The 11,614-nt window shown below is 42.5% G+C and carries 16 protein-coding genes; 12 read left to right on the top strand and 4 right to left on the bottom strand.

Annotated features, from left to right (window positions below):
- Nucleotides 1–774 precede the first annotated feature (774 nt).
- The 3 genes from MHH60_RS30805 to MHH60_RS30795 all read right to left on the bottom strand — a co-directional run bounded on the left by MHH60_RS30805 (nucleotide 775) and on the right by MHH60_RS30795 (nucleotide 2,605).
- Complete coding sequence (locus tag MHH60_RS30805) at nucleotides 775–1,617, bottom strand: sulfurtransferase (protein ID WP_076135667.1); 843 nt, start codon at nucleotides 1,615–1,617, stop codon at nucleotides 775–777.
- Nucleotides 1,618–1,718: 101 nt separating this feature from the next.
- Complete coding sequence (locus tag MHH60_RS30800) at nucleotides 1,719–2,090, bottom strand: hypothetical protein (protein WP_076135669.1); 372 nt, start codon at nucleotides 2,088–2,090, stop codon at nucleotides 1,719–1,721.
- Nucleotides 2,091–2,233: 143 nt separating this feature from the next.
- On the bottom strand, nucleotides 2,234–2,605 hold the full coding sequence (locus MHH60_RS30795) for a hypothetical protein (protein ID WP_076135671.1): 372 nt from the start codon (nucleotides 2,603–2,605) through the stop codon (nucleotides 2,234–2,236).
- Nucleotides 2,606–2,800: 195 nt separating this feature from the next.
- On the opposite strand from MHH60_RS30795, the gene MHH60_RS30790 reads away from it, so the two are divergent.
- The 5 genes from MHH60_RS30790 to MHH60_RS30770 are packed head-to-tail and all read left to right on the top strand — an operon-like array spanning nucleotide 2,801 to nucleotide 6,310.
- A complete protein-coding gene (locus MHH60_RS30790; protein ID WP_081389011.1) occupies nucleotides 2,801–3,757 on the top strand; it encodes an ABC transporter ATP-binding protein in 957 nt (318 codons plus the stop codon).
- Nucleotides 3,750–4,496, top strand: coding sequence for an ABC transporter permease (locus tag MHH60_RS30785; protein ID WP_076135673.1), 747 nt, complete (start codon nucleotides 3,750–3,752; stop codon nucleotides 4,494–4,496). Before MHH60_RS30790 ends, MHH60_RS30785 begins: the two co-directional genes overlap by 8 nt.
- 2 nt (nucleotides 4,497–4,498) lie before the next feature.
- A complete protein-coding gene (locus MHH60_RS30780; RefSeq protein WP_076135674.1) occupies nucleotides 4,499–4,873 on the top strand; it encodes a GntR family transcriptional regulator in 375 nt (124 codons plus the stop codon).
- 13 nt (nucleotides 4,874–4,886) lie between these two features.
- Complete coding sequence (locus MHH60_RS30775; RefSeq protein ID WP_076135676.1) at nucleotides 4,887–5,588, top strand: ABC transporter ATP-binding protein; 702 nt, start codon at nucleotides 4,887–4,889, stop codon at nucleotides 5,586–5,588.
- Nucleotides 5,582–6,310: a hypothetical protein gene (locus MHH60_RS30770; protein WP_076135678.1), complete on the top strand. Its 729-nt coding sequence runs from the start codon at nucleotides 5,582–5,584 to the stop codon at nucleotides 6,308–6,310. The genes MHH60_RS30775 and MHH60_RS30770 overlap by 7 nt, the downstream gene beginning before the upstream one ends.
- 114 nt (nucleotides 6,311–6,424) lie before the next feature.
- On the opposite strand, the gene MHH60_RS30765 is transcribed toward MHH60_RS30770, so the two are convergent.
- Nucleotides 6,425–6,805, bottom strand: a complete 381-nt coding sequence (locus MHH60_RS30765) for a PilZ domain-containing protein (RefSeq protein WP_076126099.1) — start codon at nucleotides 6,803–6,805, stop codon at nucleotides 6,425–6,427.
- Between the two features lie 123 nt (nucleotides 6,806–6,928).
- Between MHH60_RS30765 and MHH60_RS30760 the strand changes: the two genes are divergently transcribed.
- The 7 genes from MHH60_RS30760 (at nucleotide 6,929) to MHH60_RS30730 (ending at nucleotide 11,524) form a co-directional block, all read left to right on the top strand.
- A complete protein-coding gene (locus MHH60_RS30760) occupies nucleotides 6,929–7,537 on the top strand; it encodes a pentapeptide repeat-containing protein (RefSeq protein ID WP_076135680.1) in 609 nt (202 codons plus the stop codon).
- 988 nt (nucleotides 7,538–8,525) lie between these two features.
- Nucleotides 8,526–9,335: a glycoside hydrolase family 73 protein gene (locus tag MHH60_RS30755; RefSeq protein WP_076135682.1), complete on the top strand. Its 810-nt coding sequence runs from the start codon at nucleotides 8,526–8,528 to the stop codon at nucleotides 9,333–9,335.
- Between the two features lie 20 nt (nucleotides 9,336–9,355).
- Nucleotides 9,356–9,640, top strand: coding sequence for a holin (locus MHH60_RS30750; protein ID WP_076101776.1), 285 nt, complete (start codon nucleotides 9,356–9,358; stop codon nucleotides 9,638–9,640).
- 112 nt (nucleotides 9,641–9,752) lie between these two features.
- Nucleotides 9,753–10,175 carry a hypothetical protein gene (locus tag MHH60_RS30745; protein WP_076126105.1) on the top strand — a complete coding sequence of 141 codons (423 nt, stop codon included), beginning with the start codon at nucleotides 9,753–9,755 and terminating at the stop codon, nucleotides 10,173–10,175.
- 125 nt (nucleotides 10,176–10,300) lie between these two features.
- Nucleotides 10,301–10,405 (top strand): sporulation protein YjcZ, encoded by a 105-nt coding sequence (locus tag MHH60_RS30740; protein WP_111503812.1) that lies wholly within the window; start codon nucleotides 10,301–10,303, stop codon nucleotides 10,403–10,405.
- A 173-nt stretch (nucleotides 10,406–10,578) separates the two neighbouring features.
- Entirely contained in the window at nucleotides 10,579–11,130 is a 552-nt protein-coding gene (locus MHH60_RS30735; protein WP_306082082.1) for an alpha/beta hydrolase, read from the top strand.
- Nucleotides 11,117–11,524: an alpha/beta hydrolase gene (locus tag MHH60_RS30730; RefSeq protein WP_306082084.1), complete on the top strand. Its 408-nt coding sequence runs from the start codon at nucleotides 11,117–11,119 to the stop codon at nucleotides 11,522–11,524. Before MHH60_RS30735 ends, MHH60_RS30730 begins: the two co-directional genes overlap by 14 nt.
- The last annotated feature ends 90 nt before the right edge of the window (nucleotides 11,525–11,614 follow it).

Genomic DNA, 11,614 nt, shown 5'->3' with positions numbered 1-11,614 from the left:
CAGCACCAGCACCAACACCAGCACCGACGCCTGAACCAACACAAGAACCAACACAAGAACCAACGCAAGAACCAACACAAGGACCAACACAAGAACCAACGCAAGAACCAACACTAATGCCTGAACCGACGTTTAACATCGATGCCGTTGTGTCCGGACAATGAGCTATTACCGAATTGTCCTATCTCTTGATCTGGATACACCGAAAGTTCTAAACGAAGTAATGATGCCCTAAATAAATTTATCTATATCTTGTCCGTTTGGATTTATAGATTTTAAAATCATATTTTATGTATAGGTTTGTTGCCGCCATCCTTTGGCGGCTATTTTGTACCCATTCTGAGAGGGGGGATTCATAAGCCAAGGACAATAACAACAGACAAACGACTGACTTTCGCTGGATTTTGTAATGGGTTCAAACATTTAAGGGCACCTCTAAATCTCATAATACAAAAAGGGGATTGCTAAGAATTATACCTCTTACCTCAGATCTGAATTAGAAGTCGAAGTGCACGAATACCCATGGTAAAGGGAGAAAGAGCCTCGCCTTTTCAGCTTACATCGGCATGCTGTAACAAGCTGTATGACTCCTACTCGTCCGTCTTAGGGATCGGCAAAGTCTAAGTCACTCCTACATCTGGCCGCATAACAGTAGCCATACATTCCACGATGTAGAATCCTGCGCTATTGGAAATATTCCCATTACTCTGTACGAATCCAACAAAGGTACAATCCCAGCACGAAGAGCCCGCGTCGGACGCGGGCTCTCGTATTTTACTCTACTCCAGTAGCCACCGGATTCTCCTCATAACTAATCCAATCACTCCAGCTTCCTGCATACAGCTTCACATTCTTGTACCCGGCTTTGCCTAGCGCGAGCACATTCGGGCAGGCACTTACACCTGAACCGCAGTACACGATAATTTCTTGCTCAGGATCAATACCCTCATAATGCTCTTTCAGCACCTCAGTTGATTTCCAGCGTCCTTGCTCATCCAGCACTTCTTTCCAGAACTTATTGATCGCCCCAGGAATATGACCTGCCTTCGGATCAATAGGTTCTTCAAGCCCTTGATAACGACGAGCTTCACGGGAATCGATCAACATTGCGCCACCGCCACCGTTTTTAACCACGTTTTGCACATCTTCCATGCTAGCAAGCATCTTCTTCTGAACATCTGCTTCATACTGGCTAGGAATCCTAACCGCTTGATGATCACTGACGGGGAAGGATGCTTTTTTCCAAGCAGAGTAGCCTTCATCCATTACAAACACACGTTCATGTCCCAAATATTTAAGCATCCACCACAGACGGGAAGCGTAAGCTCCACCTTGATCATCATAAGCAACGACGATGCTATTTCTGTTAATGCCGGCCTTACTAAGTGCGGCGGTTAGCTTTGAGATTTCTGGTAGGGGGTGGCGCCCCCCGTGTGAGCTTACTGGAGCGGAGAGCTGTTCTTCCAGATGTAGATAAACTGCTCCGGGAATATGATCTTCTGTATAGGCTTTACGTCCAGCTTCCGGATCCGTAAGTAAAAAACGGCAATCAACTATAACAAGTTCAGGCTCGTATAACCGAGCAAGCAGCCATCGAGTAGAAACGATCGGTTCCATAAAGTAGCCTTCTTTCCTGTTTAATATGTATGGAGTCATTATAGCGGAAAATAAAAGAGGGCGCACCTTAAGCTTATGGCTTAAACTGCGTCCTCTAAGAATTAGATCAAACGATAGCCTGATGGCAAGCTGCCGGTACGTTGAATGGTGCGAACCTGCGCCGGGGTCAGCCGTTGATTACTTGAAATGAGCGATTCGACATCTCCTCTTCGCAGAAAGTCGTCCAGTTCTCGAATGCTGCGGTTGCCACGCAAAATAACGAAATTATCGCGGAAGGCAGATCGATCGAATAACACAAGCGTAGCGTTCGGATTTGTGGAGAAAAAGCGCAAGCTTTCTATTCCTGTAAGAACTGAATCTATATCTGCAATCCCCAGGTTGCCGCGAAGAGTTCTGCGAAGCCCCCGAAAGTTCTCCTCACTAAACACTCTTAGCCTAGGATATATTACAGATGTTGCCTTTTTTGTAATCATGGTTAATCCCTCCCTGTTCGATTAACGAACTGTCGTTTCGACAACCCGTCAGATTTACCATTAATTAATGCGGTATTTCGACTAGAAAAAGGAGTGACCTGGGCACTAGGCTCCGGATTACTCCTTTTTGTTGTAAGCAGTTGCTAGATCAAACGATATCCCGAAGGCAAGTTACCGCTGCTGCGGATATTACGGATTTGTTCGAGGGTTAGGCGTTGGTTAGTAGAAATAATGGATTTCACGTCATTGCCTGAAATGAAATCATCCAGATCCCTAATGTTGCGGTTCCCGCGAAGAACACGGAAATTTCCTCTAAACCGGGTTCTTGTGAAGAGTACCAGTGTAGCATTGCTGCTAGTAGAGAAGAACCGAAGGCTCTCAATACCATCGAGGATGTTGTCCGTATTACGGATCCCCAGGTTGCCAGTATATACTCTACGGCGTCCATTGAAGTTTTCTTCATCGTACACGGTCAAGCGAGGGTAAGTCTGAGAAATATGAACTTCTTTTTTCATTTGTAATTCCTCCTTTGTTATCTAATCTATGTTCGTATAAATTTTTGGCTTGGCTGATAGTCTAATAGAAAGCCCTTATTTGCATTAACTTATTATTTTGGGCTTTACTCCAACAACATATTAGTGTACTATTCAACTATGACACTGATACAATACAAAAAATGAACAATACATTAGTTGGCAGGGAGGATTCGCATGAAACAGGGGAGTGGTGTAGAAATGCAAGATTCAATTGTTCTGCAAATGAATGAGGTAAGTAAGATCATCAAAGGAAGACCGATTGTGGATAAGCTGACATTTGATATCCGTAAGGGTGAAATTGTGGGATTGTTAGGTCCAAACGGTGCAGGAAAGACCACAACGATTCGAATGATGACGGGTTTAATACGGATGAGCGAAGGCGATGTGATTATCCAAGGCCACAGTGTGAAAAAGGATTTTAAGCAGGCGATTGGCCATATCGGTGCGATAATTGAAAATCCAGAGTTTTATCCCTATATGACTGGACTTGATAATCTGAAGCAGTACCAAAGAATGACGGATAACATTGAGGCTGGCAGAATAGATGAGGTTGTAGAACTGGTAGGACTTCAAGAAGCGATGAATAAAAAAGTAAAGGCTTATTCGCTGGGGATGCGCCAACGTCTTGGGATTGCTCAAGCGCTTCTCAATCGGCCGAAGTTATTGATTTTAGATGAGCCAACGAACGGACTTGATCCGGCTGGAATACGGGAAATGCGTGATTATATGCGTACCATCGCCGAAGTGGAAGGCATTTCTATTCTGATTTCCAGCCATTTACTTACTGAAATTGAACAAATATGCCATCGGGCTATTGTGATTCAGAATGGTAAGCTGGTGACCGTAACTACGATTGGTGAGGAGCAGGAAGCAACCGCACAAGTGAAGCTCACCATCCGTGTAGGATCAATCGAATCGGCAATAAATATCTTGGAGCGCTTGGATTATGCGGAATTGACCTCTATGGATAGCGCGCGATCTGAAGTGATAGTAAGTCTACTTGATAGCAGAGTACCGGAGCTTGTATCTACTTTTAGTGATGAAGGTGTGGGGATTTTCCGGATTACGGAGAATAAACAAAGTCTTGAGGAAGATTTCTTGAAATGGACAGGAGGAAACCGCATTGCGTAACTTTAATAATCTGATTGTGAATGAATGGCTCAAACTCTCAAAAAAACGCACATTTTTTATGCCATATCTGATATTAATTCTATTATCCCTGCTGTTAGGTTATATAGTTCATTCTGTCTCCCCTGACATGTTTGAATCAGCTTATGATTTTTCAGCTATGATGCTGCTTTCCCAAGGGATTGGGCAAGTGATTACAATTCTTGCGATCATCGGAACAGCAGGTATTGTCTCAAAAGAGTATAGTCAAGGAACCATTAAGTTCCTGCTTATCCGTGCCAGAAGCCGTACAGCAATCCTCGCATCCAAATATGTGGTTGTACTGTTGTATGCTTTGACTTTGACTGTCATCGGAGGTATTGCCGTTTTTGGAACGGGGGCTTTGTGGTTTGGACTAAGTGGTGGAGAAGCGGGTATGAGTGAGATGCTTACCAACCTATTGTATAATCTCGTGAGTACAGTTGTGTATGGAACACTTGCTTTTATGCTGGGGATATTGACCACTTCAACGGGGGTAACGATTGGGGCTACTATGTTTGCGTTAATGATAGACAAATTGATTATCTCTCGTGATTTTTACAAATATGTTCTGTTTCCAAACTTAAATTTATCTGCTTATGAAGGTGGAGGAGCACCTATGCCTGGAATGACACTGACCTTTTCCATCGTGATGCTTGTCTTATACACAGTTGTCTTTCTTCTCATAGGTTTCTCCGTCTTTAGACGAAGGGATGTTGCTTAATCATGACAATCGAATTCGATAACAACCTGCCGATTTATATACAGATCATGAATTACATCAAAGGGGAAATCGTCACAGGTAAGCTGAAACCGGGGGATAAAATACTCTCGGTACGAGAACTTGCCAGTGAACTGCAGATTAATCCGAATACGGTGCAAAGAACTTTTCAGGAACTGGAGCGTGAAGAAATCGTGGAAACCCGGCGTGGAATGGGAAGATACGTCACAAGTAATGAAGGTACTATCCTGACCATCAAAAAAGAAATGGCCAAAGATGTGCTAGATCGGTTCATTCGTGGTATGCAGGATCTTGGCTTTCAAGGCGAAGATATTTTAGCGGCGGTGGCGGAGAATATCCGTGACAAGGATAAAGAATAGGGGGATAAACAAGTTGGGAAATATACTTGAGGTTCATGAAGTTACAAAAAAATATAGATCCAAGCATGCCCTCCGCAAGGTATCTTTTATTCTGAGTGCGGGTAAGATCACGGGACTGCTAGGCAGTAACGGCAGCGGTAAAAGTACACTTATGAAAATCATCGCCGGGCTGTCACAGCCTACGACCGGTCGTGTATCAGTCATTGGGGGTTCTGTAGGAACAGAGAGTAAAGCGGTGGTATCGTTTATGCCTGATAAGCCGCTTACAGAATCCTGGATGAGTGTTTCTGATGCTCTAAAATTCCAAACTGACTTCTATCCGGATTTTGATCAGACTAAAGCCTCGCGAATGCTGGAGTTTATGAAGCTAAGAGTGCAAGATAAGGTAAAGGATCTGTCCAAAGGGATGAATGAACGTTTACAGCTTACACTTGCTCTATCACGCCGAGCTAGCCTTTATTTGCTGGATGAACCCATTGGTGGTGTAGATCCGGTAGCTAGAACAAAAATTCTTAACGCGTTGGTAGAGTTTTATGAAGAGGACAGTACTATTCTCTTATCAACCCATTTAGTATCGGATATTGAGCGGATCTTTGATGATGTGATTTTTATAAAAGAGGGAGAAATTCTGATGCATACTGCGGTAGAGGATATCCGGCTTCGCCAAGGCAAAAGCATAGACGAACTGTTCAGAGAGGTGTACGCAGAATGCTAAAGCTAGTGAAGTACGATTTTAGACGAGATAGGGATAAGTTCCTTGCGGTTTTTGTAATCATAATCCTGGCACAGATCGGTTTGGGGTTCACCAAATTACATGACTATGAAAGGTTTACTTTGAACGGAATAGCTTATGTTATTGCAGGACTGATCTTTCTTGTCATGGCAGCAAGAACCTTTTTTAACAATTTAAATTCCTATAATCGTCGCCTAGTACCCGTGAGAACCCTGAACACAGTCCTTTCTCCGTTAGTGCTCTATTTAGCTCTACTGCTGGGAATTATTTTAATAGCTTTGATCCATTTTGGCGTTTATCTTTCAATGTATTCCTCATCATTTCTTCCGGAGAATTTCTGGAAAGTAGGATTGTTAGTTCTCTTGCAGGCGTATTGGTTTGCCGGTTATATTATGCTTACCTTGATGGTCTCCATTACGGTTGCACGTAGTGTGAAATTTAAGGGGCGAGTATGGATTGGGCTGGCCACTGCATATTTGTTACAAAATGGAATCTTCTATTTGGAGTATTTTATTTTCAAAAGTAACTTCACTGCTTGGGAAAGTGTATTCCAGTTCGAGGTCATAGATGAGACGGATACCGCAAATGGGATGCAGCTTATACAGGGTCATTTGAATCTAGCTCCTCTTTTGTTTGAAGGGGTGATAGCAGTTCTTCTTATAGCGGTCATCATCAAGCTCGTTAATAAAAGAGTGGACGTCTAGCCACAACTTGGCGGAATAGTTTTTAGAACGGAGACAGAGCGATTTAGCTTTGTCTTCGTTTTTGTGCAAAAAAAAGACGTCCTTCTAAGTGAAGGGCATCTGTTATGGTAAGTTCTACAGACCTTCAACCCGAAGGGTGGCGGTCCATGTTTCAAGCTCTCTTATTAGGCGTTCTTCCTCGTTTTCGTCCAAGCGGAATTTAACTCCATATTGATATTGGCCAAGCCCAAACATCCAACCCCACCGGACGCTGCATAAGAGCTGAAGCTTCTCTTCATTTAATTGAAGATGAATAATAAGCCTAGTATCTCTTGCAGTGAATCGAAGATTCAAAGGAGTGCGTACTTTACAACCCGAACGGCTAAGATCGAGTAATACAGCCTCTGTTAACTTTCCAGCACCTGGACCGGAATTATTAAGCGGAACTTCAATCCAGCATTCAAGTGGATGGTTCATAACATAACGGAATGGTTCTTTCCTGCTGGACACATCCATAATTTTCCTCCTCATTGTTTATTTGCTATTATATCGAAAGGGAATGTTGAGAACAATCTACTAAAGTGCTATTTTTAATTAAGAATTAATTTTTTTAATACTAATGAAGGTGATGAGATTTATATGTACCAATACCTTAATGAAACGTTCCGTAATCACAATTTTGATCAAGGAAGCTTGCAGGATGGTGAGTTAAATAACTGCACATTCGAGCAATGCACCTTCAAAGGCACTTCTATGGAAGAGATGAACTCTATTGGCTGCCGATTTATTGATTGTGATTTTACTGGAGCCATGCTTAATGCGTCTCACCATAAAGGTTCAGCTTTTACCAATTGTAAATTTACGGGAGCGAACCTGTTTGTATCTAAATTTGAAGATTGCAAGATGGTAGGATCGGATTTCTCAAATGCATATTTGGACGGGATCTCCCTGCTCGGAGGGGACTGGTCGTATACGAACCTAAGACATACTAATCTAAGCAGACAGGATCTGCGGGGGATTCGATTTACAGAAGCGGATTTAATGGGCTGTAATTTGCAAAAAAGTGACTTGCGCGGAGCGGATTTGAGCCGTGTACAATTGTCTCAATGCAAGCTTAAGGGAGCGGATATGCGGGAAGCGATTGTTGAAGGAATTGATTTAAAGAGTCTGGATCTGCAGGGAGTGCGGATGGATATTGAACAGGCGGTACTCTTGGCACGTTCATTTGGGGCAAAAGTAGGGAATTAGTAAACTGACGGCATTAGTTGCTAGCGTGGATCATAAAGACCTCCGCTAGCAAATCAATGCTTGAAGCGGAGGGGCTGGCAGCGCAGATTATTATGAGTATTCTAACTGCTAAACCTATGTATTATTGCATATGTAATAGTATGCGTTAACGTAACCGTTTTCTGGGTTTTGCCCACCATTTAATCCATAAGAATCCATCATCATCACGAAAAAACTTTATACCTACCCAGCGTAAGGGTGTCCATACTTCTTTAAAATAATATGAAGGCATAGTCTGTTAGACCCTCCTATATAGTAAATTATTACTATATATTACGCTAATTCTACGGGATTCACAAGCTGAATTTACTAATAATTACATATTGTCCGGGTGAAAGGAGTTGAGGATGCATTATGCAGGACCTAAGGCACCGCTTGAGCTACCGAGAAGTGCATCTCTCTATTTTACATAAACGCTCTACGTCATAGTGGATAGCAGATGTCGATGTCATGAAAAGTCAAAGGAGTAGTAGTTCTCTAATAATAGGAGAACTACTACTCCTTTTTTTGGATCGTTGTTTGGCTGCTTTTACACCGCCGAGTCATATTCAGTCTACTGTAGCTTAAGGACCCGGATGACGTTATTAGCATTTTTTAACCTTTTGAACGAGGTTTCGGACCTCAGAGACATTATTCCATATGAAGAGCTTGATATTGAGTGTTTTTGGTGCTAATTACGTCTATGGGGTCCGTTAACATTCCAAATGTGAGCTAAAGCCGCGTACTAAGGTCAGCTGAGTCGATTAGAGAATTCGTTAGCGATTGAGATGTAATTAGGAAGTTAGATGTTTAGATCATTGAGGCTACTCCAGCATTCATTTCATGGAATGGGATGGCCTTATTTGTTGCCGAGTTGGAATCAAATCTAGTAAAAACACAATGTTAGTAGGGGATAAGCACAGTCATTTTATGATGCCTCGCATTTAATAAATGGAGAGGATGTGATGAGATGACAGAAGGCGAGTTTATAGCGAAGATTGCGAATTTTGCTGTAAAGGACATGCAGCTCACTAAGGTCCCTGCTTCGTTAACCATTGCTCAAGCGGCTCTGGAGTCAGGCTGGGGCAGCAGTGGATTGACTGTGAAAGCGAATAATTTGTTTGGGATCAAAGGAAGTGGACCTGCTGGCAGCATTACTGTACAAACTACTGAATATATTAACGGTAAAGCTGTTAAAGTTAATGCCCCTTTTCGAGCCTATAACAATTGGGGAGAATCTATCGCGGATCACTCCGACTTGATTGTGAATGGAGTCTCATGGAATCGCAACCTTTACAGCAAGGTTCTAGGTGCAAGTGGCAAGGTGGCCGCACAAGAGATTGCCGCAGCTGGTTACGCTACTGATCCGAACTATGCAGCTAAGCTGATTCAAATTATGAATACCTATAATCTGTATCAATATGACGACAAATCCATGGGAGGAGATGACGAGATGTCAGCAGAGGATAAGCAAAAGCTTGTTAGTCTAGAATCGGAAGTAAAGGAACTGCGTGCTCTTATAGCAGCTCTTACTGATAGCAGGGATACGCTGAAAACAGGTGTGCAAGAACAGGGGCAGGCGATTAATAAGCTTACGGATCGGGTGATATTCATTGAAAATCGGGCAGTCATGAATGTCCCTGCATGGGCTGAGGCGGCTGTGAAAGCAGCGACTGCGGCAGGACTTCTCGATACTCCATCGGGTGGCAGCTACGATTTCTATCGCATATTAACGGTGCTGAACCGTGCGGGTTTACTTGTAACAGGAAGTAAAAAATAAAATAAGGAGGATTAAATACCATGTATAACGATGCTCTCAACAGTGTGCTTGCCTTTGCTTCAGTCCTAGCTGTTTTTGTAATGGCACTTGTACAACTTGTGAAGAATAGCATTGAACTTCCGCGGAACATTGTGCCAGTAGTGGGGTTGGCTATTGGCTTGCTGGTTGGAGCAGTTGCCTATCCGTTCACTGATATGAATCTGATTCTGCGACTCTGGGCGGGGGGGCTTGCGGGACTATCAGCGACCGGTTTGTTTGAACTGGCGTTTAATAAAAGGGATGGGACGAAAAAAGATGATAAATAGATTTTATCTATGAGTTTTATAAAACAATCGTTTCACACTGGTAATGTGGCTATGCATTCTATTGAGAACACTAATATATTATGGTATGCCAATTTATAAAGGGGGTGCAACGATGGGAACTTACCTTGATGCAAGAACATCTCAAAATGCCAGCCTCGCCAACTCTATATCTATTCCTATTACGGTACTTAACACGCCGCAGCTTTTTGGACAGATTGGATTGTTAACGGCTGGAGTGACCACCAATCCACGTGTTCTCCTTAAAGGAACAATATCAGTGACGCTTCCGCTAGCGTTAGTGGGCATCACAATTACGATTGTAAGAGGAACCTTGGCTACTGATCCAAAAGTGTATTCTGCTACTTCAACTTTTGCTCTTAGCATTCTGGCTCCACAAGTAATAACCTTTTCAGCGGCGGATTTCTTACCAGCCATCACACCTCAGCTCACTTATACAGCATTTGTTTCTTCTAATCTTCTCGGTACAGTACGTGTGGGCCCAGAAAGCTTTGACGGTATTTTAGTTTCTGATTAATTGTAGAGCCCTTAACCTCGCTGGTAGCCCAGTAGAGGTCTTTTTTTTTTTAACTGAACGCCCAATCTTCTAAGGGGATAATTACATATCTTATGATGTATTCTAAATACGGAGGAGGTCTTCTCATGGGTGCTGAATATGGTCATGTTGGTGGTGCTTTTACTTCTACAGGCGCAATCTTAGTTTTGTTCATCTTATTAGTAATTATTACAAGCGCATGCATATTCTAAATCACTAAAATAGCAGAGCTCCGTGTTGGCATTTTGCCGACATGGGGCTTTTTTTTGTAGATTTTTTGTACATAAGATTATATAAAATGATAAGTTAAAAGAATAATAATCACATAGTAAATGGTATGAGTTTACAATACTAGGATTTTGAATATTCAAATATACAAAAAATATTGATCGGAATTTCTTCTGTTATTGTACTTTTAATCATTGTTGTAACTGTGGGAAGCTTTTATTTCTATCATGTTGCTATTGCACGTGCTTCAAAGGATTTCTTAAATGAAAGCCCTGACCTGCAGTCCAGTCCAGAGGTAGAACAATCTAAAGATACCTCAAAGGCAGACCAAGAGTGGTGGGATGCCCAGAGCTTTGATAGATGGGAGATGGATTCTGATGACGGAATACAGCTTAAAGCGTACTATTTAGCTGCTGCTCCTGAACATTCCGATAAGACAGTGATTATTGCTCATGGGTATGCTGGAAATGCAACTCAAATGAGTGGATATGCCAGAATGTATTATGAGAGACTTGGATATAATATTTTGCTGCCGGATGCCAGAGGACATGGGGAAAGTGATGGTAACTACATCGGATTTGGATGGCCAGAACGTAAGGATTACTTGAAGTGGATAGAGAACGTTCTGAAAGCAAACGGTGAGGATACACAGATCATACTGCACGGTGTTTCCATGGGGGGGGGCTACCGTAATAATGACAAGCGGTGAGCATTTACCGGTTAATGTAAAAGCAATTGTGGGAGATTGCGGTTATACCTCTGTGAAGGACGAGCTTACCTTTCAATTAAAAAGAATGTACCATCTACCCGGCTTCCCAATTGTAGATACGACCAGTATGCTAACAAAGATTCAGGCAGGTTATTCCTTTGGTGAAGCCTCGGCTCTAGAACAGGTGAAGAAATCTATAACGCCAACCCTGTTTATTCATGGTGATAATGATACTTTTGTTCCTACGGAAATGGTTCATACCTTATATGAAAATAGTCCGGTCGAGAAGGAGCTTTACATCGTTCCTAATGCGGGTCACGGAGAAGCTTTTCGCATGGACCCGGTTAAGTATGAGAGCGTAGTTACTGAGTTTATCGGAAGATTTGTGAAATAGTTGTTGCTGAAAAGGCTGCCGAAAGGGTAGTCTTTTCGTGTTTATAATACCGTTAAACATAAATTCGGGGCCCTATCTCTAGGGCCCCTT

Origin of the sequence: Paenibacillus sp. FSL H7-0716 (assembly GCF_038002705.1) — a bacterium.
GTDB lineage: Bacteria > Bacillota > Bacilli > Paenibacillales > Paenibacillaceae > Paenibacillus_AQ > Paenibacillus_AQ odorifer.
The sequence above is the reverse complement of the archived record's forward strand: the minus strand, read 5'-3'. Positions and strand labels throughout refer to the sequence as shown.